Below are 25312 nucleotides of genomic sequence, written 5' to 3' on the forward strand. Positions count from 1 at the left end.
GCTTGGGTGGCCGTGGGCGGCTCGGGTCGGGGCCGCCGCGGCTTTCGGCGCGCCGGGGTGGGGCGGCGGGGGAGTGGGACGAGGCGGAGTGGTGGCGGTAGCGGATCCGGCGGCGGCCCGGCGGCGATCCGCCGGGCGGGCGTTCAGGCCACACCCGCCACCCGCCGACCCGCTCACCCACCGCCCGCCTGCTCATCACCTGCGACCCGCCACCCGCCCGCCTGGTCACCTACCCCGGCCCGGCGATGTCGTGACGAGAGGTGGACGGGAGTCATGGTTTCGGCTTGTCTGTCCGATTCGAAGGTCGGAGTTATCCACATTGAAGTGGTTATCCACAGGCTGTGGACTCATCCGTTTGGCAGGCTCCGCGTGAGCCCGGTTACGTTCGCCCCAGCGGGGCGGGCTCTGGGCCCCCACCGAAAAGAGGTGCGGTTTTGAACGAGCGGCGAGCGCTGGACGCGACCGGGCTCGCGGTGACCGGCTTCGGGTTGCCGAGGCGGGCACGCCGGGGTGAGAATCGGCCGATGGGCTCGTAGCGGCGCAGGTCGCGAAGGGTGCTCCCCACGGGCGTGGGGGTGAGCCGGCGGATGAACTTCGGACGCGGGCGATGGTCACCGTGCTCCCCACGGGCGTGGGGGTGAGCCGACCCAGGCCCAGGCGATGAGGGACAACGGATCGTGCTCCCCACGGGCGTGGGGGTGAGCCGTCAAGGGTTTTGGCTGGCCACCTCCCTTTTGAGTGCTCCCCACGGGTGTGGGGATGAGCCGGGGCTGTCGATCCGGCGGGTCCTGCGCGATGTGCTCCCCATGGGCGTGGGGGTGAGCCGACCTTCAATGCGGTGGCGCCGGTTTCGGCAGCCTGCTCCCCACCCCATCCCCCACCCCGTGATACCCCCACCACAGTCGGTTTCCACCCCACCCATGAAACCGATACGCTTTTCTGATGCCGATCATGGACGACGAACCAGAACCCAGTAATACCCGGCCGGGTACGGCCCGGCCGCTTTCGCGCACTTCGTGTGCGCGCGTCGCCTTCGAGGGGGTGACATGCTGATCCTCCTCGGTGTCCTGATCATCCTGCTCCTGACCGCCGCCACCGGCTACTTCGTGGCGCAGGAGTTCGCCTTCGTCGCCGTCGACCGCAACCGCTTGCGCCAGGCCGCCGAGTCCGGCGATCGCCGGGCCGCGCGGGCGCTCGATGTGACGCGCAGGCTCTCCTTCATGCTCTCCGGCGCGCAGCTGGGGATCACCGTGACCGGTCTGCTGGTCGGTTACGTCGCCGAGCCCTTCGTGGGTGACGGCCTGGCCGCGTTGTTCGGGACTTCGGTGCCGACGGGTGTCTCCACCGCGATCTCGGTGGCGGCGGCTCTTCTCTTCTCCACGCTGGTGCAGATGGTCTTCGGTGAGCTGTTCCCGAAGAACCTCGCCATCGCCAAGCCGGAGGCGCTCGCGAAGGCGCTGGCCGGGTCGACGCAGGTGTACCTGAAGGTCGCCGGGCCGGTCATCCGCCTCTTCGACGCCGCGGCGAACTGGATCCTGCGCAAGGTGGGCATCGAGCCCGTCGAGGAGCTCGCGCACGGCGCCACCGCCGAGGACCTGGGCCACATTATCGACGAGTCGCACGCCAGTGGTGTCCTGGACGCCGAGCTGTTCCGGCAGCTGGAGGGCGGCCTCGACTTCCGCACGCTGGACGCGGGGCAGGTCATGACGCCGCGCGTGGACGTCCACACGATCGCCGCCGACGAGCCGGTCTCGGCCGTGGTGGCCGCGCTGGAGACGGGCCGCTCGCGGTTCCCGGTGATCGGCGCGCACATCGACGACGTCCTGGGCGTGGTCGGCATCGCCGAGGTGCTGGGCGTGCCCGCCGGGCTGCGGGACCGCATCACCGTCCGCTGCGTGGTGAGCCCGGCGCTGCTGGTGCCCGACAGCCTGCCGCTGCCGGAGCTGCTGGAGCGCTTCCGCGAGGAGAACCGGCAGCTGGCCGTGGTCGTCGACGAGTACGGCGGCCTGGCGGGCGTGGTGACCTTCGAAGACGTCGCCGAGGAGGTCGTCGGCGAGATCCTCGACGAGGACGACCAGCCCGAGCGCACCGCCTGCCGCAAGATCGACGGGACGTGGATGGTGCCCGCGCGCTGGCGCGTCGACGAGATCGCCGAGGAGACCGGCATCCGCCTGCCCGACGACCCGGCCTACGAGACCCTCGGCGGACTGGTGCTCCAGCAGCTGGGCCGCACCGCCGAGCCCGGCGACGTCGTGGACGTCGCGCTGGGCGAGGAGGGCGTGGCGCGGCTGCGGGTGGTGGACGTGCAGCGGCACGTGCCGCACACCGTCGCCGTGCACATGCTGGAGCTGGAGCCGTCCTCATGATCGTCGCGCTCCTCGTCTCCCTGTTCCTGCTCGCCGCCAACGGGTTCTTCGTGGCCGCCGAGTTCGCCCTGATCGCCGCCAAGCGGCACCGGCTGGCCGAGAAGGCCGCGTCGGGTTCGCGGGCGGCGCGGCTGGCCGTCCAGGGCGGCAAGCAGCTGACCGTGACCCTGGCCGGGGCGCAGCTCGGCATCACCCTGTGCACCCTGGGCCTGGGCGCGCTGGCCAAGCCCGCCGTGGCGCAGCTGCTGGACCCGCTGCTGACCGCGGCCGGGCTGCCCGACCAGGTCGCCTACGTGATCTCGTTCCTGATCTCGATCGTGCTGGTGGTCTTCCTGCACATGGTCATCGGCGAGATGGCGCCGAAGTCCTGGGCGATCACCCACCCGGAGACCTCGGCGCTGGCGCTGGCCATCCCGTTCGAGGGCTACATCCGCGCCACCAGGCCGCTGCTGTGGCTGCTGAACGGCGCGGCGAACCTGGCGCTGCGCGCGGCGGGCGTCACGCCCAAGGACGAGATCGGCGACACCGTCCAGGCCGAGGAGCTGTCGCTGCTGGTCCGGCAGTCCGCCGAGGACGGGCTGCTGGCCGACCAGCAGCACCGGATCCTGTCGGGCGTGCTGAACCTGCGCGACACCACCGTCGGCGAGCTGGCCCTGCCCCGCGCGGACGTGGTCACCGTCGACGTCACCGCCGCCGGTCCCGACATCGAGCGGGTCTCGCTGGAGTCGGGCCGCTCGCGCCTGGTCGTGGTCGACGCCGGTGACCGCCCGCTGGGGATCGTGCACATCCGCGACGTGCTCAAGCGGCCCGGCGCGACCGCCGCCGAGCTGCTCACCGAGCCGTTCACGCTCGCGCCGGACACCGCGATCTCGCAGGCGGTCAGCGCGATGCGCCGGGAGCGCGCGCAGCTGGCGCTGGTCACCGAGGAGGGCCGGGTCACCGGCCTGGTGACCCTGGAGGACCTGCTCGAACAGGTCCTGGGCGACTTCGAGGACGAGACCGACGCGCGGACGCCGGCGCCCGTCTAGCGGTGGCCCGGCCCACAGCCGGGAACAACCGGAGCCGTGGTCCGCTTTTCGTTGAGGGAACTCCGTGCCAAAAAACGGAGCCTCTAGCGAAAGGCGGACCATGGCCGACGAGATCCGCGGCGAGGCGCGCGGGACCGCGCCCGTCCCACTGTCCATCCTGGACCTGGCCCCGGTGGGCACCGGCTACACCGCCGCCGAGGCCCTGGCCACGACCGCCGCGGCGGCCCGGCTGGCCGAGGAGCTGGGCTATCACCGCTTCTGGGTCGCCGAGCACCACTCGATGCCCGGCATCGCCAGCACCACCCCGGCGGTCCTGCTGGCCAATCTCGCCGCGCACACCGGCCGCATCCGCCTCGGTTCGGGCGGGGTCATGCTGCCCAATCACGCGCCCCTGGTCGTCGCCGAGCAGTTCGGGACCCTGGAGGCCCTCGCGCCCGGCCGCGTCGACCTGGGCCTGGGCCGCGCGCCCGGCACCGACCAGGGCACCGCGCTGGCGCTGCGGCAGTCGGCCGAGCGCCTGCACGTGGACGACTTCCCGCGCCAGGTCGCCGAACTGAGCGGCTTCCTGGACGGCGACTGGCCCGAGGGGCACCCCTACGAGCGCATCCACGCCGTCCCGGGACCGGTGCAGCGGCGCGCCGACGGCGGTGTCGGCGAGCATCACCGCCCGCCGCTGTGGCTGCTGGGATCCAGCGACTACTCCGCCCGGCTGGCCGCCGAGCTGGGGCTGCCCTTCGCCTTCGCGCACCATTTCTCCGCCGACAACACCGTCCCGGCGTTGCGGATCTACAAACAGAACTTCCGTCCCTCGGCGGTGCTGGACGAGCCGTACGCGCTCATCGGGGTGACCGCGTTCGCCGCGCCCACCGCCGAGGAGGCGCGGCGGGCGGTGGCCTCGCTGGGGCTGTCGATGCTGAAGCTGCGCACCGGGCGTCCCGGGCTCGTCCCGTCCCCGGAGGAGGCCGAGGCCTGGCCGTACACCCCGCAGGAGCGGAACTTCGTGGACGCCTGGCTGTCCAATGTGGTCCACGGGACGCCGGAGGAGGTCCGCGACGGGCTCGACGCGCTGGTGAAGCGCACCGGCGCCGACGAGCTGATGATCACGTCCACTGTGCACGGACGTGAGGCGCGGCTGGCGTCCTACCGGCTGATCGCCGAGGAATACGGGATCACACCGGCCGCATCGTCAGGCTGAAGTACGTGCCGTCGGCGGGTTTGGCGGCGGTGATGAGGGTGCGGTCGTCGTAGCCGATGACCGTGCCCTTGCCGATCGCGGTGAGCCGCCCGTCGGCGAGGTTCACCGACCAGGTGAAGCCCTCGGTGCCGAAGTAATCGGCGCGGGCGCTGAAGATGAGCTTCCCGCCGGCGATGAGGCTGCCCGACCACTCGGTGTACTTCTGGCCGCCCGGCTGCTCGATGGGCGTCTTCCACAGCTGCTGCCCGGCCGGGCTCTCGGCGGTGACCTCGACGGCGTCGCCCATGACGGCCAGCTCGGGTGTCACGGTGAGCAGCGGGCCGCGGTTGCCCAGGATCGGGCCCGCCTCGCCGGTGGCGGGATCGACCGTGCGGTAGGAGCGCATCCCGGTGTCGCGGTCCACCAGCAGGCCGCCGGAGGTGACGGCCCCGGCGAACTCGGAGAGCATCTGCGAGTCCTTCAGGCCCTCGTAGGTCCAGATCTCGGCACCGGTCTTGGGATCGATGCCCTTGTAGGTGTCGTCGCCGATGCCGCCGTCGCGCACGATCTTGTCGCCGAAGACCTGGTAGGTCCAGCTGCCGCCGTCGCCGATGCCCCACTCGCCCACGACCGAGCCGTCGGCGAGGTTCACCACCGTCGCGCGGCGGTTCTTCCCGTCCATCAGCATGGCCAGGCCCGGCGCGTCGGTGACGCGCCAGGGCGCGATGGTCGCCACGGCCGCCGATTGGTCGGTCTCCCACTGCTCGTTGACCCAGATCGGGAACTCGGGATAGCGGCCGCCGGGCGCGCTGCGCGTCCACTGTGGGCTCCCGTCCTTCAGGGAGTACGAGGTCAGCTCGCAGGACTCGCCGTCGACGCATTCGGCGGCGATGAGCGCGGTGGTGGTGGCGTGGGCGACCGACCAGCCGACCACGTGCGAGGTCTTCGGCAGCTGCGTGAAGCGCAGTTTCCCGGTGGCCAGGTCGAGCACGTCGCGGGTGCTGCGGAAGATCTCGGCGCCGTCCGGCGGGCTCTTCTGCACGATCACCGCGTCACCGGCGATGGTGACCTCGGTGGTGGCGATGGTGTGGTTGAGGCCCTCGGTGTCCCACTCGGTGAAGGGTTGCCGGTAGTCCTGCTTCCACAGCACCTTCCCGTCCTCGCGCGACAACGCGAAGACGCCCCGCTGCGCGGTGACGACCACGACCTTCCCGGCGACCCGCGCGGCCACCGGATCGCCGAAGTCGGCGGGCGCGGTGACCGTCCACGTCTTCGGCGGCCGGAACGCGCTGTCCGAAGTGGACGACCGCAGGGCGAGCGCGCCCACGGTCGCCGCCACGGCCAGAACCACGACGGCGCCGATGATCGCGGTCAGCAGCACACCGGCGCCCGGCCCCCGGCGCGGAGGAGTGGGAGCCGGGGGGAAGTGGGACGTCATGGGGCGGATCGTATTGGATCAGGCCAAGCGGTGGGCGCCCGCCGACGGCGTCGCGACGAAGGTCACCGGCGCGGTGTATCCGGCCGCGGCGAAGGCCTCGGCGACCGCTTCGCCGATCTCGCCGGTCTTCTCCGTCTCGCACAGGGCGATGACGCAGCCGCCGAAGCCGCCGCCGGTCATGCGGGCGCCGTGGGCGCCGGCCTTCTCGGCGGTCGCGGCGGCCAGGTCGACCTCGCCGACGGTGATCTCGTAGTCGTCGCGCATGGACGCGTGCGAGGCCGACAGCAGCGCGCCGAGCCGGACCGGGTCGAGCCCGGATCGCAGGGACGCCACGGTGTCCAGCACGCGCGTGTTCTCGGTGACCACGTGCCGGACGCGGCGGCGCAGCAGCTCGTCGTCCAGAGTGGACAGGGCCGCGTTGAGATCGGTGACGTCGCGCAGCGCTGGGACGCCCAGCAGCGCGGCGGCCTCCTCGCAGGACGCGCGGCGGGCGGCGTACTCGCCGTCGACGTGCCGGTGGGGCGCGCGGGTGTCGATGATGAGGACACTGAGTCCGTTGTCGGCCAGGGGGAACGGGACCTGCTCGGCCTCGTAGGTGCGGCAGTCCAGGAACAGCGCGTGCCCCTCGGCGCAGCGGATCGAGGCGCTCTGGTCCAGGATCCCGGTGGGCGCGCCGACGTAGACGTTCTCCGCCCGCCGCGCCAGCGCCGGACGGTCGGCGGTGGGCACGTCCAGGCCGTGCAGATCGGCCAGCGCGCCCAGTACCGCGCACTCCAGCGCCGCCGAGGACGACAGGCCCGCGCCGATCGGGACGTCGGAGGCCAGCGCGATCCGGGCGCCGCCCACGGCGTGCCCGGCGTCCCGCAGCGCCCAGACGATCCCGGCGGCGTAGGCCGCCCAGCCCTCGACCGCGCCCGGCGCGAGCCCGGCCTCGGTGAAGGTCACCGGCGCGTCCGGGGCCAGCTCGGACACCACCGTCCACTCTGGAGTCCCGGTCGCCGCGACGGCCGCGACCGTGGTGTGCGGCAGCGCGAAGGGCAGCACGAAACCGTCGTTGTAGTCGGTGTGCTCGCCGATCAGGTTCACCCGTCCCGGCGCCGCCCACACCACCGCGGGCGCCTCGCCGAAGGCCGCGGCGAACAGCGCGCCGGCGCGATCCCGGGTGCTCACGACGTCCCCGCTCACAGCGCCTCCCGCAGCATCGCCGCCGCCTTCTCCGGCGGCACGTCGTTGATGAACACGCCCATCGCCGACTCCGAACCCGCCAGGTACTTCAGCTTCCCCGGCGCCCGGCGCGTGCTGTGCACCCGCAGGTGCGCGTAGGCCAGATCGCGGCCGGTGCGCACCGGCGCCTGGTGCCAGGCGGCGATGTAGGGCATCGGCAGGCCGAACACCGCGTCCAGCCGCCGCAGGACCTCCAGGTAGGCCGGGCCGAAGGCGTCCCGCTCCTCATCGGACAGTGCCGGGACGTCCGGCACCCGCCGGTGCGGGTACAGGTGGATCTCGAAGGGCCAGCGCGCGGCGACCGGCACGAACCCCGTCCAGTGCTCGTTCTGCACCACGACCCGCTCGCCCTTGCGCTCCCCGGCCAGCACGTCGGCGAACAGGTCGCCGCCGGTGCGCAGCCGGTGCTCCTCGGCCGACGCCAGCATCCGGCGCGTCTCGGGCGTCACGAACGGGTAGCCGTAGATCTGTCCGTGCGGGTGATGCAGCGTCACGCCGATCTCCTCGCCCCGGTTCTCGAAGCAGAAGACCTGCTCCACACCGTCCAGTTCGGACAGCGCGGTGGTGCGGTCGGCCCACGCGTCCACGACCGTGCGGACCCGCTGCGGTGTGAGCTGCGCGAAGGACGTGCCGTGGTCGGAGGTGAAGCACACGACCTCGCAGCGGCCCACCGCCGGGCGCGCCGGCGACAGCTCGGTGCCCTCGCCCACCGCGTGCCCGTCGAAGGCCACGAAGGACGGGAAGAGGTTCTCGAAGACCGCCACCTCGTAGTCCGGCGCCGGGATCTCGGTCGCCCGCTCCGGCGTCGAGGGACACAGTGGACACTCGGCGGCCGGCGGCAGGAACGTCCGCGACTGCCGGTGCGAGGCCACCGCCACCCACTCCCTGCGCAGCACATCGAAGCGCATCTCGCCGGTCGGCGGGCGCTCCGGCAGCACCCGTCCGTCCACATGGGACGCGTGATCGGCGCCCGGTTCGGCGTCGAAGTAATGGATCTCCCGCCCGTCGGCGAGCACGGTGGAACTGCGATGGACTGTCACGGTGGGGCCTTCGGTTCGGGGAGGGGTCACTGCGTGTCGGCGACGATGAGCTCGCCGACCTGATCGCGCAGTTCGCCGCGGGCGGCTTCGGGCAGCCCGTCGTCGGTGACGAGCACGTCGGCCTGGCCCAGGTCGGCGATGGTGCGGATGCCGACCATCTCCCACTTGGAGTGGTCGGCGAGGACGATGAGGCGCCGCGCGGAGGCGACCATCGCGCGGTCGGTCTCCGATTCGGCGATGTTCGGGGTCGTGAAGCCCGACCGCGCGCTGAACCCGTGGACGCCCAGGAACAGCGCGTCCACGTTGATGGTGGCCAGCGAGGCCACCGCGAACGGCCCGACCAGCGCGTCGGAGGGCGTGCGGATGCCGCCGGTGAGGATGACCGTCTGGTCGGCGCGCCCGGAGCGGTAGAAGACGTCGGCGACCGGCACCGAGTTGGTGACCACCGTCAGCCCCGGCACCGACAGCAGGTGATGCGCGAGCGTCCAGGTCGTGGTCCCGCCGGACAGCGCGATCGCCGTGGACGGCTTCACCAGCCCCGCCGCCGCCCGCGCGATGGCCTCCTTCTCGGCCTTCTGCTGCACCGACTTCGCCGCGAAACCCGGCTCGTCCGTCGCGCCGATGTCGACCGCCGTGGCACCGCCGTGCACCTTGGCGACCAGGCCGCGCTCGGCGAGCTGCTCCAGGTCACGGCGGATGGTCATGTCGGACACCCCGAACTCGACGACGAGTTCGCTCACCCGCACGGCGCCGTCACGGCGTACGCGCTCGGCGATGATGGCCTGTCGTTGCTGCGCGAGCATGGCTCTCCCCGGGGGCGGGACGGCGATAAGAAGGCGATGACGATCCTGTGAGGGTAATCCAACACGACCGAACATGCCAATGCCAGCCCAGCGCGCATCAATCGCGCAACAGGTGGGGCGTGATGGGAAGTGGGTCCGGTATTGGGAAGGGTGAATGCGCATTCGAGCGCGTTCGCGCACGCGGCGGGGTTCGGGATTTGGGGGGAGGTGTGGGATGAGGTGGGCGCGGGCCGCCGCCGGGGACCCGGTCTCGGGAAGGGCCGACAAAGGCGCGGTACGGGCATGGGCCGGGACCGGCTCCCGCCCGGCCGCGCCGATGCGGACGGTGAGGGTCTGGCCCCACTGGGTTCGTTTGCCCTAATGTCGATCCCTCATCGTGAGACGGCGCGAGACGGGGAGACGGGTCATGGAACGAGAGCATGTGCGGGAGCGCGCCGGTTCGCCGGTTCGCACGGCCGGACGGCGGGCCCCGTCGCAAGGCCCCGTCGCCGTGGACCTGGTCCGGCTTCAGAGGCTGGCGGGCAACCGCGCCATCGCGCGCATGTTCACCTTCCGGCGCGGCCTGGAGAGCCTCCGTGCCGGTCACAACCAGGAGCAGGCCGCGTTACCGGGCAAAGCAGAGGTCATCGGCCTGATCAAGGCGGATCTCGACGCCATCGATCGTGATCCCGTGAAGAACATCGGCCTGCTCACCGACGTCCGGCAGGACATGGACGTCGTACTCTCCGTCTTCAGCGACGGGCTGGGGGTGCGTACGGCGACGGCCGCGCCCGACCCCGTCCGGCTGGAACGGCAGAGCGACATCAAGCAAAAGCTGGTGGATGCGAGAGTGTTCTGCGAGACCGCCTACCACCGGCTGCTCAAGCTGCCCGAACCCGTGGGGCCGGAGTGGGAGGCGGCCGTGCGGGAACTGAGGGCCAGCAGGCGGCTCTGGTACGGCATCGTGCAGGACAAGATCAAGACCGAGGTCCGGGAGACGCTCGACCGGACCGTCAAGGACGGTAAGCGCGAGGCCGGTGGGGCCAGCGGAACCGGGCAGATCGACACGCGCTCCGACGAGCTCGTGAAGGTGCTGAGGGCAGACGCGTTCATCCCGCACCTGCTGGTCGGGCTGCCCACCGCCGGAGCACACGTCGCGGCCCGGATCGCCGGGGCACTGAACGCGTCGGCGGCTTCTCCGGCGGCCGTGACCGAGCTCGTGACCTTCCGCCCCCGGTATGTGAAAGAGTCCGCCGACACCGATGCCGTGGACCCGAACGTGCAGGTCGCCTCCGAGAGGCTCGCGGAGGCGCACAGGAGCATCCTCGCCGCGGATCTCGCCCGCCTCCAGCTGCCCCCGTCACCCGAACTGCGGGTCCTGGTCGTGGACGACTTCTCCAGCAGCGGCGACAGCATCGCGTCCGCCAAGGACGCGATCCGGGCGGCCCTGGGGCAAGGTGTCGAGGTCCGTGCGGCCGTATCCCGGTACAACTTCGGTCAGATCGGGCCCAGGCTCCGTGAGCACAAGGTCAACCCGATCGACTACATGGTCGGCCCAGTGAAGTCCGGCACCCGGGAGGAGGTCGAGGCCCATATCGGCACAGACGACGACCGGATGGAAGCGGCACAGGAAGACGGCTGGACCGACCCGCGCCCCAAACCGTGGTGGCGGGTCTGGTAACCCCACCTCACCCCCTGAAACACGACGTCAACCTCATGTTCGGGTACCGTCGCCCGCATCATGCCGATCATGCCTCTCACCCACCCGGGTACCCCCGACGCCCGTGGACCGGCCCGCTACCTGTGGTGGCTCGTCGTCCGCCAGCCCTGGCGCGTGCTCCGGGGCGCGTTCTTCGGCACGGTCTGGATGGTGGGGCTGACGCTGCCGCCCTACCTCACCTCGCGGGCCGTGGACGACGGGCTGCGCGCGCACGACGCGCGTGCGCTGATCTGGTGGACCGCCGCGATCGTCGGCGTCGGCGTCGCCAACGCGCTGCTGGGCATGATGCGGCACCGGACGATGACCTTCATCCGCATGGACGCCTCCTTCCGCACCGTGCGGGCCGTCGTCCGGCACGCGACCCGGCTCGGCGCCGCGCTGCCCCGGCGGCTGTCGACCGGTGAGGTCATCGCCGTCGGCTCCACCGACGTCAACCGGATCGCCATGGTCCTCACCTTCGTGGGACCGGGCGTGGGATCGGTCATCGCCTACGTCGTCGTGGCGATCCTGCTGTTCAACGTCTCGGCGCTGCTGGCCGCGATCGTGCTCCTCGGCGTGCCCGGCATGGTCCTGCTCGTCGCCCCGCTGCTGCGGCGCCTCCAGCGCGTCGAGACCGAGTACCGCGAGCAGCAGGGCACCCTCACCGCGCTCGCGGGCGACGTCGTGTCCGGACTGCGCGTCCTCAGCGGCATCGGCGGCAAGGACCTCTTCACCGAACGCTACCGGCAGCGCTCGGCGGCCCTGCGTGACGAGGGCTACCGCGTCGGCGCCGTCGCCAGCTGGATCCAGGCCTGCGCGGTCGGCGCGCCCGCCCTGTTCCTCGCCGCCGTCATCTGGCTCGGCGCGCGCACCGCCGCCGCCGGCGACATCTCCGTCGGCCAGCTCATCGCCGTCTACGGCTACGTCGCCATGCTCGCCGGACCCGTCTACTTCTTCGTCGAAACCTCCTACGACCTCACCCGCGGCCTCGTCGCCGCCCGTCGCGTCACCACGATCCTCAACATCACCCCCGACGTCACCGAACCGGACACGGCCACCCCCGCCCCCACCGGTCCCGCCGACCTCCACGACCCCGCCACCGGCCTGACCGTCCCCGCCGGGAGCCTCACCGTCATCGCCGCCGACGACCCCGCCGAGGCCCTCGCGCTCGCCGACCGGCTCGCGCGGCTGGTCGACTCCGACGTCACGTGGGGCGGCGCCCCGCTGGCGGGGATGCCGCTGGACGAGCTGCGGCGCCGCGTCGTGGTCGCCGACAATGACGCCTACCTGTTCGCCGGTTCGGTCCGCGACACCCTCGTCGCCGCCCGCGACCACGACGCCGCCGAGGTCGCCGCCGCCGTCCACACCGCCGCCGCCGACGACGTCATCGAGGCCCTCCCGGACGGGCTCGACACCGCCGTCGGCAACCAGATCCGCACCCTCTCCGGCGGGCAGCGGCAGCGCCTGCGGCTGGCGCGCGCGGTCCTCACCGGCGCCGACGCGCTGATCCTGGTGGAGCCGACCTCGGCCGTCGACAGCCACACCGAGTCGGTCATCGCCGGGCGCCTGCGCGCCGCCCGCGCCGGGCGCACCACCGTCGTGGTCAGCACGTCCCCGCTGTTCCTGGACCTCGCCGACACCGTCGCCCACCTCCACGACGGCCGTGTCACCACCGGCGACCACGAGTCGCTCCTGCGCACCGACCCCGCCTACCACGCCCTCGTCGACCGGCGCACCGGCGACGACCAACCCGCCGAGGCCGGCCGATGACCACCACCCGACTCCCCATCGCCGGCCGCCGCGACGTCCGCCGCGCCACCTGGCGGCTCCTCGCCGCCGACCGCCGCGCGATGGCCGCCGTCCTGGCCCTCTACTGCGCGGCCGCCGCGACCGGCCTCGCCGGTCCCTGGATCGTCGGGCGCATCATCGACCAGGTCGACAAGGGCACCACCACCGCGACCATCGACGTCCTGGCCGCCACCGCCTGCGCCTTCGTGATCACCCAGGTCCTGTTCACCCGCGCCGCCCGCTACGCCGGGCACCGCTTCGGCGAACGCGCCCTGGCCCGCCTGCGCGAGGGCTTCCTCGCCAGCGCCCTCGACCTGCCGGTCTCCACCGTCGAGCACGCCGGCACCGGCGACCTGATGACCCGCGCGTCCTCCGACGTGTCGACCGTCGGCAACAGCGCCCGCGACGCCCTCCCCGAGATCTTCCTCGGGCTCGTGCAGACCGTCTTCGTGGTCGCCGCGATCATGTTCCTCGACCCCGTCCTCGGGCTCTGCGTCCTCATCTCGGCGCCCTTCCTGATCCTGGTCACCCGCTGGTACCTGCGCCGCGCCCGCGACGCCTACCTCGCCGAGGGCGCGGCCAACACCGAGGTCGCCGAGGACCTCGCCGCCACCGCCGAGGGCGCCCGCACCGTGGAGGTCCTGCGCCTGCGCACGAGCCGCATCCACGGCGGCGACCGCCACATCACCACCGCCCACGGCACCCGCGTCCGCACCCTCGCCCTGCGCAGCGTCCTGTTCCCCAGCATCGACATCGCCCACACCCTCCCCGTCGCCGCGACCCTCCTCATCGGCGGCGCCCTCTACTTCCACGACCTCGTGTCCCTCGGCACGATCGCCGCCACCACCCTCTACCTCTGGCAGCTCGTCGACCCCATCAACACCATCGTCATGTGGATCGAGAGCCTGCAAAGCGGCAGCGCCGCCCTCGCCCGCATCGAAGGCGTCGGACAGGTCCCGCCCGCCCCCGAACCCTCCGGCCGCACCCCCCACGACGACCGCCTCGACATCGACGCCGTCCACTACGCCTACCAGCCCGGACACGACGTCCTGCGCGGCGTGACCCTCTCGGTCAACCCCGGCGAACGTCTCGCCATCGTCGGCCCCTCCGGTGCCGGAAAATCGACCCTCGGCCGCCTCCTCGCCGGCATCGACGCCCCCACCTCCGGCCGCGTCACCATCGGCGGCGTCGACGCCACCGACCTCGACCCGGCCGAACTGCGCCGCCGAGTCGCCCTGGTGACCCAGGACCACCACGTCTTCCTGGGAACCCTCCGCGACAACCTCGCCCTCGCCGCCCCCGAAGCCAACGACGAGGACATGGAAAAGGCGTTGCAAGCAGTCGGCGCCACCTGGACCAAGAGCCTCGACGACGGACTCGACACCATGCTCGGCGCCGGAGGCCTCAAACCAGACGCCTCCCAGTCACAGCAACTGGCACTGGCCAGACTCGTCCTCGCCGACCCCCACACCCTCATCCTCGACGAAGCCACCTCAATGCTCGACCCAAGAGCCGCCCGCGACACCGAACGCTCACTCGCGGCAGTACTCGAAGGCCGCACCGTCATCGCCATCGCCCACCGCCTCCACACAGCACACGACGCGGACAGAGTCGCGGTCATGGAGAACGGAGTGGTGACCGAACTCGGCAGCCACCACGAACTGGCGGAAGCAGGCGGCACGTACGCAGCGCTGTGGCGCTCGTGGCACGGAAGCTAGAAGCAAGAGCACGGAAGAGCAGAGCAAAAGAGCAAGAGCAAGAGAACAAGCACGAGCACGAGTGAGCGCGGGGGGCGCACGGCCACGAGCGAAGACCGGCGTGCGACGAAGGCAAGAGCGGGGTCGGGCGGGCAGCGATGGGTGAAGCCAGCCCGGGGTGAGGGCGGTAGACGTAAGACCGGCCGGGTGTGATGCGAAGCCTGGTGCGGTGGGGGTGAGACGAAGTCCTGGCGGTGTGGGGATGCAGCGGTGGGTGAAGGCCGCCCGATGACAGTGCCGGGGACGATGTGTCGAGCCGGGTGCGATGCGTAGCAGGGTAGGGCTCTTGACCTGACCCGCAGCCGACGAACCTGCCCGTCGCCCAAGACGAGGCCCCGCACAACCTTTCCTTCGAGAGCTGGATCTTCTGGCGTGCGGCCTGACGGGTCTTTGGAACGAGGGTTCTGGGGGTGTCAAGACAGCTCTTCCGTCTTGACACCCCCAGGTTCCTCGTTCACCGTCTGCAAGGCCGAACGACGGGAGATCCGCGGCCGGTAACCCGAACGATCAGAGTGGGGATGGAAGGGGATGGGCCAAGGGGGAGAGGCGGGAAGAAGGGTGGTGCGAGATGAGGCCGGTGCGGGCTGGGGTGGCGCGGGCCGGGGGGGTGCGGGCCGAGGGCAGGAGAGCCGCTGTGGCGAGGTTCGGGGACCGGGCACGGGCGGGGGTGAGGCGTACGGCCCGCAGGCCGAGAGATGGCGGGGTGAGAGATGGCGGGGTGAGACCCAAGGTGAGGCGACTGGCGGACCACGGTGGCCTCGCGAGGCGAACCCCGGCTGGTGAAACGGTGCGATCCCGACGCCCAGGGCATGGGCAGGGGTGAGGTGTGTGGCCCGCAAGCCGAGAGATGGCGGGGCGAGAGGTGCGGCCAAGGGCCAACGGGGGCTGCGGGACAGGTCAGGGGAGGCGTGACGGGGGTGGTGCGGGCCGGGGTGAGGCCGAGGGTCGGGGAAGGCGCCGGGGGAACCCGGGAGGCGGGCTGGTGTGCCCCGGTGGCCCGGGCCGTGGGCTGGTGGTGAGGGAGACGGCCCGCAAGCCGAAAGACGGTGGGGGGTGACGGTGGGGGGCGACCGTGAGGGGCGACGCCGGGCCGAGCCGCCGGGGGCGACGGCCAAACACCCCCCACCCCCTCCCCCAAATCGGCGACAATCAGCCAAGATCCCCTAAATCCCGCCACCTCCCCCATCCCCCCTGACTACGTTCGTGTTGATCATGCGACCGCCGCACTCCGGCCGTCGCATTCGCCGAACGAACGAAAGGTGGACCACACCGTGCGTACGTTTAAGAAGGGCATCGCGGCGACCGCCATCACCACCGCCGCTCTCGCGGGCCTCCTAGTAACCCCGTCGATCGCAGCGGCAACGGAGACGGCGGCAGCGGACCCGGCTCCCGGGGCCGACTGCGCCACCCAGGTCACCGCCCTCCAGCAAACGATCACCGATCTCACCGCCGCCGTCGCCCTGCCGGTCAGGGCCACGCCGGACGAGATCGGCCTTCCGCCGCTGCCGGGTACGGCCGATCCGACCGCGCTGGCCGTCCAGCTGCAGTCGCAGGTCACCGGTCTCGCCGACACCGGCTGTCTGCCGGCGCTTCCGGCCACGGGCGCCGATCCGGTCAGCGCGTGCCTGGACGCGGCGGTCGACCTGCAGGCCGAGGTCTCGGCACTGCTGGCGGCGCTCATCGGCACCGACGGCCCGGACGTGACCGCCGCGGTCGCCGTCGTCACGAAACTCTCGGCGACGGTGACGGTGCTGGTCAGCGGCAACTGCCTGACCGGTCTGCCGGTCTGAGCGACGGCGCGGCGGACGGTGGCCTCACCGTCCGCCGCGCCGGTTCGCCTGACAGAATCCCCCCATGGTCGCCACGCGCAAACCCCGGGTCCTGTCCGGCATCCAGCCCACCGCGGAGTCCTTCCACCTGGGCAACTACCTCGGGGCCCTGCGGCAGTGGGTGACGCTCCAGGACACCCATGACGCGTTCTACATGGTCGTCGATCTGCACGCGATCACCGCCGGGCATGACCCGCAGGCGCTGCGGCGGCGGACGCGGGCCTCGGCCGCGCAGCTGCTCGCGATCGGCCTGGACCCGGCGCGCTGCACCTTGTTCGTCCAGTCGCAGGTGCCCGAGCACACGCAGCTGGCGTGGGTGATGAGCGCGATCACCGGTTTCGGCGAGGCCAGCCGGATGACGCAGTTCAAGGACAAGTCCGCCAAGCAGGAGCGCGCCTCGGTCGGCCTTTTCACTTATCCGATCCTGCAGGCCGCCGACATCCTGCTCTACGACACCGACCAGGTCCCGGTCGGTGAGGACCAGCGGCAGCACCTGGAGCTGACCCGTGACCTCGCCGGGCGCTTCAACAAGACCTTCGGGAAGACGTTCCGGCTGCCCGAGCCCTACATCCCCAAGGAGACCGCCAAGATCGGCGACCTCCAGGAGCCGGGCGCGAAGATGTCGAAGTCGAACTCGGTGCCCGCCGGGATCATCGAGCTGCGCGACACGCCGAAGAGCGCGGCCAAGAAGATCCGTGGCGCCGTCACCGACACCGGACGTGAGATCGTCTTCGACGAGGAGAACAAGCCGGGCGTCTCGAACCTGCTGTCCATCTACTCGGTCCTGGCGGACACGCCGATCCCCGAGCTGGAGGCGCGGTACGAGGGCAAGGGGTACGGCGACTTCAAGGGCGACCTCGCCGAGGTCGTCGTCGAATTCATCACCCCCATCGCCGCGCGGACCGAGGAGTACCTGGCCGACACCGCCGAGCTCGACAAGATCCTCACCGAAGGGGCGCACCGTGCGCGCGCCGTCGCCACGGCGACCCTCGCGGACGTGTACGACAAGGTCGGGTTCGCGCAGCCAGTGCGCGACTGAGAACGGAGACGGGGGATCGGCGTGGCCAGAATCGGGGTCGCCATCGCGGTACCGGAGCCGTGGGGGAGCGAACTGCGGCGGCACAGGATGAGCACCGGCGATCCCCAGGCCGAGATCGTCCCCACCCACGTCACGCTCCTCGCGCCGGTGGAGATCGCCGACGGCGACCTCCCCGGCGTCGAGGAGCACCTGGCGTCGGTGGCCGCCCGGCATGCCGCGTTCACGCTGCTGCTGCGCGGGACGGGCACGTTCCGGCCGGTCACCGAGGTCGTGTTCGTCGCGGTCGCCGCCGGCATCGCCGAGTGCGAACGGCTGGCGGCCTCGGTCCGCACCGGCCCCCTCACCTACGAGGCGCGTTTCCCGTACCACCCGCACGTCACCGTCGCCCACGACGTGGACAGCGCCCACGCCGACCGGATCTTCGACGAGCTCGCCGGTTACGAGGCGCGTTTCGGGGCGGACGATTTCGTGCTGTACGCGCACGGACCGGACGAGGTGTGGCGCGAGCGTCGGCGATTCGCGCTCACGGGTCCCGATACGTCTGGCGAACTTCACCGAGAATGAGTCCATGAAGGACCCGATGGATTACGTCGAGCGCTGGTGGATGCGCCTGCGCAAATGGTCCCCGCGCGTGGACCATTTCAGCCGGGCCATCGACCGGTTCTGGCTGACGCAGGGGGCCCTGCACTCGGCGGGCATCTCCTACTACGGGTTCTTCGCCGCGTTCGCGTTGCTGCTGGCGGCCTTCTCCGGGCTCGGGTTCATCCTGGACGCCGATTCACGGATCCTCGACACCGTCGAGGAGTGGCTGACCACGAACCTGCCGACGGTGGACGTCTCCACGATCATCGCCGCGCGCGGCACCGTCGGCATGATCGCCCTGGTGGGCTTCATCATCACCGGCATCGCGTGGGTGCAGGCGCTGCGGTCGTCGGTGCGGGCGGTGTGGAAGCTGGAGCCGGAGCCGGGCAACCCGGTGCTGCGGTGGCTGGTGGACCTGGGGGTCCTGTTCGCGCTGGGGCTGCTGCTGGGCGTCACGCTCACCATCGGCACGATCCTGGAGCGCGGCCTGAACTGGACCCTCGACGTCAGCAGCCTCAACGGGTTCGGCTGGATCGGCACCACCAGCGAGGTGCTGATCGGGATGGCGGTCAACACGGTCCTGGCGACGGCGTTGCTGACCGTCCTGCCGCGGCTGGCGATGCGCCCGGCGCGGGTCCTGATGCCCGCGCTGTGGGTGGCCGTCGGCCTTGAGCTGATCAAGACCGTGGGCCGTTTCTACATCACCCGCGTGGAGCACAATCCGGCCTATCAGCTGGTCACCGGCACCGTCGGGCTCCTGGTGTTCCTGCAGCTGTTCAATCAGACCCTGATGTTCGCCGCGGCGTGGACGGCGACCTCCAGGCGCGGGAAGGTCACCGACCTGTCCGTGAAGCCGCCGATCGTGGTGGCCGACGACCCGGAATGAGCAGCAGCGCCGCCACCGCGAGCAGGCCCAGGGACAGCGCGGTCTCGGTCCCGAAGGACAGGTCGCCGGTGCCGCCGCCGGAACCGCCGTCCTCGCCGCCGTCGACGGGACGCCGGTCGGCCGGGGCCGGGCTGATCGAGGCGGGCGCGGAGGGCTTGGGCGACAGTGGGGGCTCCGGCGACTGCGAGCCGCCGCCCGCGTCGTCGACCAGGACGTACGGTGGCGCCTGTGGCGGGCCGGGCTGGGTGAGCGCGGCGGGGACGAGCACCGCCGACAGGCCGAGAGCGGCCAGCGCCCAGGAGCTGAACAGTGCGCGTCGCTTCATTGTGCTTCGCGGATGCACGCTCAACCCCCTTCGCATGGGTACACGCTATCGAGTCCCGTCGCTCCCGTCCGGCAGGCGTGCCCACGAATGTGCCGAAGTTATCGTCGCGCTCCGGTATCTCTCGACTTCGACAGCGCGTAGAACCTTTGGCATAATCCCGTGACATGGAGACTCTACGGCTCATCCTCAGGTACGCCCATCTGATTGGCTTCGCGCTGCTGCTCGGCGGCGCGGTCGCGCAGTACTTCGCCGGGAAGTTCAAGATCAACGCGGCGATGGCCTGGGGCGCGGGCATCCAGGTGCTCACCGGCGTGGCCCTGTCGGCGCCGCTGGGACGCGCGGTCCAGCCCGACGCGGCCAAGCTCGCCGTCAAGGGGGTGGTCGCCGTCCTCATCGCGGTGATGGTGCTGGTGCCCTTCTTCCGCAAGCGCAAGCAGGAGGGCGGCGCGGTCGTCGCCAGTGGACACTTCCACGGCATCGTGCTGATGACGCTGGCCAACGCGGCCGTGGCGGTGTTCTGGCGCTAGCGGCCGGAGGGGGATGGCCTCGGAGGGGCGGGCGCGGGATGCGCCCGCCCCTTTTCGTCGGTCGTGCAACCCCGGTGGCTCCCACGCCCATTGATAGGGCGACACCACGGGAGAGGACACCCATGCGAGGCTCCGAGAAGGACGCGCAGTACCGCGAGTTCGTGGTCGCCCGTGCGGACGCGCTGCGCCGATTCGGCTACCTGCTGACCGGCGGCGACTGGCACCGGGCCGAGGACGCCGTCCAGGTGGCGTTGACCAAGCTGTACGTCGTCTGGACGCGGGCGGCGGGCATGAACACCGACGCCTACGTCCGCCGCATCCTCATCAACGTCATCGGCGAGGAGCGCCGGCGCGCCTGGTTCCGCAGGGAACGCGCCGTGCGGACCCTGCCGGAGCGGAGCTCGCGTCCCGACACAGGAGACGTCCGCGTCACCGTGCTGTCCGCGCTCACGCGCCTGCCCGCGAGGCAGCGCGCGGCCGTGGTCCTCCGCTTCTGGGAGGACCGGTCCATCGAAGAGACCGCGGAGATCATGAAGTGCTCCGCGGGCACCGTGAAGAGCCAGACCGCGCGGGGGCTGCAGACGCTGCGCGGCCTGCTCGCAGACACCGAATCCATGCGGGCCGAAGGGGCAGCCACCACATGACCGACATCAAGAGACTCCTCGACGAGGCCGGGGACGTCAGTCCTCCCCACGCCTTCGACATCGACGCGCAGATGACGCGCGGCCACCGGGCACAGCGCCGCCGCAACGCCGCCATCGGCGGCGCGACCACCCTCGGGGTGGCCCTGATCGCCGCCGCGCTGGTGGCGTTCCCGGCGCTGCGGGGGCCGGGCGGCGGCGTCGTCGCGGCGAGCTCGCCGAGCGCCTCGGCGTCCTCCGAGGCGCCCCAGCCGGGGGGTCCGGTGGTGCTGCCGGTCCTCGACCCCGACAAGCATTACACCTGGGACAACGAGGGTCCCGACCCCGCCACCGCCGAGTCCGCGGCCTACGACCGGGCCATGTGGGACCACATGACGGCCGAACACGGGTGGAGCGGGCCCGAGCGGCCCTTCGACCGCTGGATCACCCAGTTCACCGAGATCGACCCGGCCACCGAGAAGATGGGGCCGCCGCTGGTCTACACCCACACGTACAAGACCGCCGTCAATGTCAAGGCGGGGGAGAACGGCACGCTCGTTCCGGCCGCCTCCGAGCAGGGCGACTCTCTTGCCGTCGTCGTCATGCCCGTGGGGTCCTTCACCGACGGCACCGACATGCCCAGCCCCACCGAAACCCCCAAGGGCCTTCCGGGCGTCTTCGACCTCCTCCGCTGCACCGACTACACCCTCGGTGAAGGGACGCGCGCCCAGAACGTCGCCGTCGACTGCGATGAGAAGACCACGCCCGGCGGCCTGCGCTACATCGAAGCCACCGAACACATCTCCCGCGGCTCCTTCCAGTACGCCGTGCGCTCGATCGTGCTCTACCGGGCCGACGGCACCGCCGTGATCGTCTCCGACACCTCCGACTACCACGTGAACAGCATCGTCCCGATCCTGAGCTTCGGCCGGCTCGTCGACCTGGCCCTGGCCCTGCCCGGCGCGCCCGTCCGCTAGACCGCACCACCAACGGGGGAAGACCCCCACGGCGCCCGCCGTGGGGGTCTTTCGCGTTCGTGTAACCCTTCCCGGGTCCCGCCTCCGTATGTGCCCCGACAGGAACGGCGGGAGAGAGGGCCCATGAGACACACCGCGCAGATCGAGGACGAGTACCGGGAGTTCGCGGCCACCCGCGCCACCCGGCTGCGCGACTTCGCCTATCTGCTCTGCGGCGACTGGCACCGTGCCGAAGACGCGGTGCAGACGACGCTCACCAAGCTCTACGTCCGCTGGCCGAAGACGCTGCGGATCTCCGCCGACGCCTACGCCCGCAAGATCGTGCTGAACTGCCTGCGCGACGACTGGCGCAGCGCCTGGTTCCGCCGGGAGAAGTCGGCGGGCGACGAGATGCCGGACCGGGCCGTCCAGGACCCGGCCGACGGGCACGCCGACCGGGCCGCCGTCCTGTCGGCGCTGGCGAGCCTGTCCAGGAGACAGCGAGCCGTCGTCGTCCTCCGCTACTGGGAGGACCGGTCCATCGAGCAGACCGCCGAGATCCTCGGCTGCTCGATCGGGACCGTCAAGAGTCACACCGCGCGGGGACTGCAGGCGCTGCGCGGGCTGCTCGACATCAACACATCGACGCAGGCCGAAGGGGCACGCAGATGAAAGACGACATCAAGCACCTGCTGGACGGAGCGCTGGGGGACGCCCCGCCGATCGCCGTCGACAGCGAGGACGCCACCGCGCGCGGACGGGTGGCGCTCGGCCGCCGCCGTCGCCTCGCCGGGAGCGGCATCGCCGCGGCGGTCCTGGCGGGCGCGCTGACGGTGACGCTGGCGATGAACACGGTGGGCGGGGACGGAGGGGTGCCCTCGGGGGCCTCGCCGAGCGCGTCCGGGCCGAGCGTCCACCCGAGCCCGACCGACCCGGTCGACGATTCGCAGCCGTTCCCGCTGCACCCGGACGGGCTCTACAAGTGGGCGCTGAACACCGACCAGGGCGGCAACGAGCTCACCGCGTTCACCGACGCCTACTGGAACGTCCTGAACGAGCGGTACGGCATCCAGCGCCCGCAGGAGGGACAGGCCTTCCAGTCGGAGGTCTGGGAGCTGAACCGGCTGGTGAAGGAGGGTACGGAGGAGGAGCCGGAGGACGTCGTCGAGCCCGTGGGCTACCGCGACGACCGCGTGGTCCTGCGCGACGGCGTCGCCTCAGGCTCCGGCAACCACGTCGACCCGGAGCTGATCCTGCCCGGGTCGGCGCCCGACACCGAGGACACCATCTCGATCGCGATCTTCGCGCCGGGCGCCTACTCGACGGGCACGAACAAGTCCGCCCAGGACAACCGCCCGGGCCCGGGTGAGGGCTTCTTCGACCTGATCGACTGCCGGGAGTACAGCTTCACCATCCAGCTCGGCATCAAGCTCACCATGACGCCGGACTGCCAGTTCCTCGGTGGTGGGAGCGCGATCTACAGCGAGACCACCAGGGTCTCCACCTCGGGCCCGGGCTCGTCGATCATCACCGAGCTGGTGGTCTTCCGCTCCGACGGCAGCGCCGTGGTGATCAAGGACCAGGCGTGGCCGAAGGACCACGCCGCCGGCCTGCGCGACGCGACCCTCAAGCAGGCCGACCTGATGGCCATCGCCGGTGCCCTCCCCGGGTGGAACCAGCGCTGATCCGCCCCCTCCCAGGACCCCGCGAGCCCACCGGCTCGCGGGGTCCTCCCATGCCGGCCGCGGGATTCTCCATGTGGAGCACAGTGGACGCGTCCCGGTCCTACCATGGCCGAAGTATCAGAAGACGGACATATCGGGGGATCGAGATGCGGGTGAGGACCGGGGTGGCACTGGCCGTCGGCGTGACGCTGCTGGCGGCGGCGGGATGCGGGAAGCCGCCGGACGACTCCAAGGACGGCGGCAGCGGGGCCTTCACCGCGTGCATGGTGACCGACACCGGCGGCGTCGACGACAAGTCCTTCAACGCGTCGGTGTGGAAGGGCCTCCAGGACGCCAAGGGCGCCGACGGCGACGTCAACCCGTCCTATGTCTCCTCCAACAGCGAGGCCGACTACGAGCCGAACCTGAACGCCTCGGTGGACAAGGGCTGCAAGCTCATCGTGGCCGTCGGCGGGCTCATGTCCGACGCGACGAAGAAGGTCGCGCAGGCCAACCCGAACTCGCACTTCGCGATCGTGGACGCCAAGATCGACCTGCCGAACGTGTACTCCATGGAGTTCAACACCGCGCAGGCCGCCTTCCAGGCCGGATACCTGGCGGCGGGCATGTCCCAGACGAAGAAGGTCGCCACCTGGGGCGGCATGAAGATCCCGCCGGTCACCATCTTCATGGACGGCTTCGCCGACGGCGTGGCCTACTACAACTCCAAGAAGGGCACCAGCGTCGAGGTCCTCGGCTGGGACGTGAAGGCGCAGAACGGCAGCTTCACCAACAACTTCGCCGACCAGACCGCCGGCAAGACCCTCACCGACAGCCTCGTCGCGCAGGGCGCCGACGTCGTCATGCCGGTGGCGGGCAACTCCAGCCTGGGCGCGGCCAACGTCGCCAAGGACAAGGGCGGCGCGCTGACCCTCGTCTGGGTCGACTTCGACGGCTGCACCGCCGCCCCCGAGTACTGCCCGTACTTCCTGACCAGCGTGGTCAAGGAGATCCCGGGCATCGTCCAGCAGGCCACCGTCGACGCGGCCAAGGGCACCTTCCGGACCGGCGCCTACGTCGGCCAGCTGAACAACCAGGGCGTCAAGATCGCCCCCTACCACGACTTCGACGCCAAGGTCCCGGCCGAGCTGAAGGCCGAAGTGGTGCAGGTCGGCGCCGACATCAGCGCGGGTACGATCCAGATCACATCGCCCTCGCAGCCGTCGTAGGGACCGCATACGCGCAGGCCGATTCGTCGCATTGATTACGGCACAGTAACCACTCGCCGACGAATCGGCCTCAGCCCTGTGTTCAGCGACTTAACACCACTATGCTTCCGCCCTTGGACCGCCGGGTAGTGCGGGCCATCCAGGGAAGGGAGACGCAGGGTGCGTCCTGCTATGAAGTTCACCGCCGCGGCCCTCGCCGGCGGTCTGGTCCTCGGCCTGTCCGCCTGCGGCAAGCCCCCGGCCGACGACAAGGCCGGCGACTCCGGCGCCAAGTTCAACGCGTGCATGGTCACCGACCTCGGCGGCGTGGACGACAAGTCCTTCAACACCTCCGCCTGGAAGGGCATGCAGGAGGCGGCCAAGAAGGACACCGGCATCAACGCCACCTACGCGCAGTCCAACACCGAGGCCGACTACGAGCCCAACCTGCAGAACGCCGTCGACAACAACTGCAGCCTGATCGTGGCCGTCGGCGGCCTGATGGCCGACGCGACGAAGAAGCTGGCCACCGCGCACCCCGACAAGCAGTTCGCGATCGTCGACGCCAAGATCGACCTGCCGAACGTGCGCTCCATGGAGTTCAACACCGCGCAGAACTCCTTCATGGCCGGTTACCTCGCCGCCGCCACCTCCAAGACGGGCAAGGTCGCCACCTACGGCGGCCTGAAGATCCCGCCGGTCACCATCTTCATGGACGGCTTCGCCGAGGGCGTGAAGTACTTCAACGAGAAGAAGGGCAAGAAGGTCGAGCTGCTCGGCTGGGACGAGGCCAAGCAGGAGGGCACCTTCGCGGAGTCCTTCATCGACCAGCAGAAGGGCAAGGCGCTGACCGAGACCTTCGTGTCCCAGGGCGCCGACGTGGTCTTCCCCGTCGCCGGTGGTACCGGTGTCGGCTCGACCACCGTCGCCAAGGAGAAGCCCGAGGTCTCCGTGGTGTGGGTCGACGTCGACGGCTGCCAGAGCCTGGCCACCGCCTGTGACACCTTCCTCTCGACCGCCGAGAAGAACATCCCCGCGGCCGTGACCGACGCCGTGATCGCCGCCAAGGGCGGCGCCAAGGGCGGCGCGACCGTCGGCACCCTGGAGAACAAGGGCGTCTCCCTCGCCCCGTTCCAGAAGAAGGACGCGCTGGTGACCGCCGAGACCAAGGCGGAGCTGGAGCAGATCAAGACCGACATCATCGCCGGCACCATCAAGATCCAGTCGCCGTCGCAGCCCAAGGTGTCCTAAAAGGTCCCTTACCTGCGGTAATAGCGCACATACTATGCGTACCGGGTGTCGGTCAGTGTTACCGGCACCCGGTACTGCGGTTAAATACGTGTTCGATGCGCCGGGCACCCCCCGTCCGCGCACGGCCCA

The 25312-nt window shown here is 71.1% G+C and carries 22 protein-coding genes and 1 CRISPR repeat array; of the genes, 17 read left to right on the forward strand and 5 right to left on the reverse strand.

The genetic code is table 11. From position 1 onward, the window contains the following. Positions 1-554 precede the first annotated feature (554 nt). Positions 555-826: direct repeats of the CRISPR family, unit length 29 nt; unit sequence GTGCTCCCCACGGGCGTGGGGGTGAGCCG. Between the two features lie 220 nt (positions 827-1046). The 3 genes from QSK10_RS28515 (at position 1047) to QSK10_RS28525 (ending at position 4589) form a co-directional block, all read left to right on the forward strand. Continuing rightward, a complete protein-coding gene (locus QSK10_RS28515) occupies positions 1047-2366 on the forward strand; it encodes a hemolysin family protein (RefSeq protein ID WP_285666291.1) in 1320 nt (439 codons plus the stop codon). After that, positions 2363-3394 (forward strand): hemolysin family protein, encoded by a 1032-nt coding sequence (locus QSK10_RS28520; protein ID WP_285666292.1) that lies wholly within the window; start codon positions 2363-2365, stop codon positions 3392-3394. The genes QSK10_RS28515 and QSK10_RS28520 overlap by 4 nt, the downstream gene beginning before the upstream one ends. 100 nt (positions 3395-3494) lie before the next feature. Continuing rightward, complete coding sequence (locus QSK10_RS28525; RefSeq protein ID WP_285666294.1) at positions 3495-4589, forward strand: LLM class flavin-dependent oxidoreductase; 1095 nt, start codon at positions 3495-3497, stop codon at positions 4587-4589. Here QSK10_RS28525 and QSK10_RS28530 read toward each other — a convergent pair. From QSK10_RS28530 to QSK10_RS28545, 4 genes are read right to left on the reverse strand one after another with little or no spacing between them, the layout of a single operon-like run. Further along, on the reverse strand, positions 4564-6006 hold the full coding sequence (locus QSK10_RS28530; protein WP_285666296.1) for an outer membrane protein assembly factor BamB family protein: 1443 nt from the start codon (positions 6004-6006) through the stop codon (positions 4564-4566). The genes QSK10_RS28525 and QSK10_RS28530 overlap by 26 nt on opposite strands. Before the next feature lie 18 nt (positions 6007-6024). After that, positions 6025-7176: a galactokinase gene (gene galK / locus QSK10_RS28535; protein WP_285666297.1), complete on the reverse strand. Its 1152-nt coding sequence runs from the start codon at positions 7174-7176 to the stop codon at positions 6025-6027. A gap of 11 nt (positions 7177-7187) precedes the next feature. Next, the gene (galT, locus tag QSK10_RS28540; protein ID WP_285666298.1) at positions 7188-8270 is read right to left on the reverse strand and encodes a galactose-1-phosphate uridylyltransferase; all 1083 of its coding nucleotides are present in this window, start codon (positions 8268-8270) and stop codon (positions 7188-7190) included. 26 nt (positions 8271-8296) lie between these two features. Beyond that, the gene (locus tag QSK10_RS28545; protein ID WP_285666300.1) at positions 8297-9073 is read right to left on the reverse strand and encodes a DeoR/GlpR family DNA-binding transcription regulator; all 777 of its coding nucleotides are present in this window, start codon (positions 9071-9073) and stop codon (positions 8297-8299) included. Between the two features lie 406 nt (positions 9074-9479). On the opposite strand from QSK10_RS28545, the gene QSK10_RS28550 reads away from it, so the two are divergent. From QSK10_RS28550 to QSK10_RS28580, 7 genes are all read left to right on the forward strand, one after another. After that, the gene (locus QSK10_RS28550) at positions 9480-10733 is read left to right on the forward strand and encodes a hypothetical protein (protein WP_285666303.1); all 1254 of its coding nucleotides are present in this window, start codon (positions 9480-9482) and stop codon (positions 10731-10733) included. A gap of 60 nt (positions 10734-10793) precedes the next feature. Then, a complete protein-coding gene (locus tag QSK10_RS28555; RefSeq protein ID WP_432705371.1) occupies positions 10794-12521 on the forward strand; it encodes an ABC transporter ATP-binding protein in 1728 nt (575 codons plus the stop codon). Then, a complete protein-coding gene (locus tag QSK10_RS28560; RefSeq protein WP_285666305.1) occupies positions 12518-14257 on the forward strand; it encodes an ABC transporter ATP-binding protein in 1740 nt (579 codons plus the stop codon). Before QSK10_RS28555 ends, QSK10_RS28560 begins: the two co-directional genes overlap by 4 nt. Before the next feature lie 1310 nt (positions 14258-15567). Then, entirely contained in the window at positions 15568-16086 is a 519-nt protein-coding gene (locus tag QSK10_RS28565) for a hypothetical protein (RefSeq protein ID WP_285666306.1), read from the forward strand. 64 nt (positions 16087-16150) lie between these two features. Further along, positions 16151-17164, forward strand: coding sequence for a tryptophan--tRNA ligase (trpS, locus tag QSK10_RS28570; protein WP_285666308.1), 1014 nt, complete (start codon positions 16151-16153; stop codon positions 17162-17164). 21 nt (positions 17165-17185) lie between these two features. Continuing rightward, positions 17186-17728 carry a 2'-5' RNA ligase family protein gene (locus QSK10_RS28575; RefSeq protein ID WP_285666309.1) on the forward strand — a complete coding sequence of 181 codons (543 nt, stop codon included), beginning with the start codon at positions 17186-17188 and terminating at the stop codon, positions 17726-17728. A 4-nt stretch (positions 17729-17732) separates the two neighbouring features. Further along, positions 17733-18632 (forward strand): YihY/virulence factor BrkB family protein, encoded by a 900-nt coding sequence (locus QSK10_RS28580; protein WP_285666312.1) that lies wholly within the window; start codon positions 17733-17735, stop codon positions 18630-18632. On the opposite strand, the gene QSK10_RS28585 is transcribed toward QSK10_RS28580, so the two are convergent. Then, on the reverse strand, positions 18580-18957 hold the full coding sequence (locus tag QSK10_RS28585; RefSeq protein ID WP_285666314.1) for a hypothetical protein: 378 nt from the start codon (positions 18955-18957) through the stop codon (positions 18580-18582). The two genes, QSK10_RS28580 and QSK10_RS28585, sit on opposite strands and share 53 nt — an antisense overlap. A gap of 164 nt (positions 18958-19121) precedes the next feature. Here QSK10_RS28585 and QSK10_RS28590 point away from each other — a divergent pair, with 164 nt between their 5' ends. From QSK10_RS28590 to QSK10_RS28620, 7 genes are all read left to right on the forward strand, one after another. After that, positions 19122-19484 (forward strand): hypothetical protein, encoded by a 363-nt coding sequence (locus tag QSK10_RS28590; protein ID WP_285666316.1) that lies wholly within the window; start codon positions 19122-19124, stop codon positions 19482-19484. Positions 19485-19606: 122 nt separating this feature from the next. Continuing rightward, a complete protein-coding gene (locus QSK10_RS28595; RefSeq protein ID WP_285666317.1) occupies positions 19607-20128 on the forward strand; it encodes a SigE family RNA polymerase sigma factor in 522 nt (173 codons plus the stop codon). After that, the gene (locus QSK10_RS28600) at positions 20125-21081 is read left to right on the forward strand and encodes a hypothetical protein (RefSeq protein ID WP_285666318.1); all 957 of its coding nucleotides are present in this window, start codon (positions 20125-20127) and stop codon (positions 21079-21081) included. Before QSK10_RS28595 ends, QSK10_RS28600 begins: the two co-directional genes overlap by 4 nt. Positions 21082-21204: 123 nt before the next feature. Then, positions 21205-21732: a SigE family RNA polymerase sigma factor gene (locus tag QSK10_RS28605; protein WP_285666319.1), complete on the forward strand. Its 528-nt coding sequence runs from the start codon at positions 21205-21207 to the stop codon at positions 21730-21732. Continuing rightward, positions 21729-22745, forward strand: coding sequence for a hypothetical protein (locus QSK10_RS28610; protein ID WP_285666320.1), 1017 nt, complete (start codon positions 21729-21731; stop codon positions 22743-22745). The genes QSK10_RS28605 and QSK10_RS28610 overlap by 4 nt, the downstream gene beginning before the upstream one ends. Positions 22746-22897: 152 nt before the next feature. Next, positions 22898-23953 carry a BMP family lipoprotein gene (locus tag QSK10_RS28615; protein WP_285666321.1) on the forward strand — a complete coding sequence of 352 codons (1056 nt, stop codon included), beginning with the start codon at positions 22898-22900 and terminating at the stop codon, positions 23951-23953. A gap of 171 nt (positions 23954-24124) precedes the next feature. Further along, on the forward strand, positions 24125-25183 hold the full coding sequence (locus tag QSK10_RS28620) for a BMP family lipoprotein (RefSeq protein WP_285666322.1): 1059 nt from the start codon (positions 24125-24127) through the stop codon (positions 25181-25183). Positions 25184-25312 lie beyond the last annotated feature (129 nt).

Source organism: Actinorhabdospora filicis (genome assembly GCF_030269765.1).
In the GTDB taxonomy this organism is placed as follows: Bacteria; Actinomycetota; Actinomycetes; order Mycobacteriales; family Micromonosporaceae; genus Actinorhabdospora; species Actinorhabdospora filicis.

Excerpts from the sequence above, each read along its gene's own strand:
- QSK10_RS28515 (WP_285666291.1), top strand. The coding sequence starts at position 1,047 with ATGCTGATCCTCCTCGGTGTCCTGATCATCCTGCTCCTGACCGCCGCC.
- QSK10_RS28520 (WP_285666292.1), top strand. The coding sequence starts at position 2,363 with ATGATCGTCGCGCTCCTCGTCTCCCTGTTCCTGCTCGCCGCCAACGGG.
- QSK10_RS28525 (WP_285666294.1), top strand. The coding sequence starts at position 3,495 with ATGGCCGACGAGATCCGCGGCGAGGCGCGCGGGACCGCGCCCGTCCCA.
- QSK10_RS28530 (WP_285666296.1), bottom strand. The coding sequence starts at position 6,006 with ATGACGTCCCACTTCCCCCCGGCTCCCACTCCTCCGCGCCGGGGGCCG.
- QSK10_RS28545 (WP_285666300.1), bottom strand. The coding sequence starts at position 9,073 with ATGCTCGCGCAGCAACGACAGGCCATCATCGCCGAGCGCGTACGCCGT.
- QSK10_RS28550 (WP_285666303.1), top strand. The coding sequence starts at position 9,480 with ATGGAACGAGAGCATGTGCGGGAGCGCGCCGGTTCGCCGGTTCGCACG.
- QSK10_RS28555 (WP_432705371.1), top strand. The coding sequence starts at position 10,794 with ATGCCGATCATGCCTCTCACCCACCCGGGTACCCCCGACGCCCGTGGA.
- QSK10_RS28560 (WP_285666305.1), top strand. The coding sequence starts at position 12,518 with ATGACCACCACCCGACTCCCCATCGCCGGCCGCCGCGACGTCCGCCGC.
- trpS (WP_285666308.1), top strand. The coding sequence starts at position 16,151 with ATGGTCGCCACGCGCAAACCCCGGGTCCTGTCCGGCATCCAGCCCACC.
- QSK10_RS28580 (WP_285666312.1), top strand. The coding sequence starts at position 17,733 with ATGAAGGACCCGATGGATTACGTCGAGCGCTGGTGGATGCGCCTGCGC.
- QSK10_RS28585 (WP_285666314.1), bottom strand. The coding sequence starts at position 18,957 with ATGAAGCGACGCGCACTGTTCAGCTCCTGGGCGCTGGCCGCTCTCGGC.
- QSK10_RS28590 (WP_285666316.1), top strand. The coding sequence starts at position 19,122 with ATGGAGACTCTACGGCTCATCCTCAGGTACGCCCATCTGATTGGCTTC.
- QSK10_RS28595 (WP_285666317.1), top strand. The coding sequence starts at position 19,607 with ATGCGAGGCTCCGAGAAGGACGCGCAGTACCGCGAGTTCGTGGTCGCC.
- QSK10_RS28600 (WP_285666318.1), top strand. The coding sequence starts at position 20,125 with ATGACCGACATCAAGAGACTCCTCGACGAGGCCGGGGACGTCAGTCCT.
- QSK10_RS28605 (WP_285666319.1), top strand. The coding sequence starts at position 21,205 with ATGAGACACACCGCGCAGATCGAGGACGAGTACCGGGAGTTCGCGGCC.
- QSK10_RS28610 (WP_285666320.1), top strand. The coding sequence starts at position 21,729 with ATGAAAGACGACATCAAGCACCTGCTGGACGGAGCGCTGGGGGACGCC.
- QSK10_RS28620 (WP_285666322.1), top strand. The coding sequence starts at position 24,125 with ATGAAGTTCACCGCCGCGGCCCTCGCCGGCGGTCTGGTCCTCGGCCTG.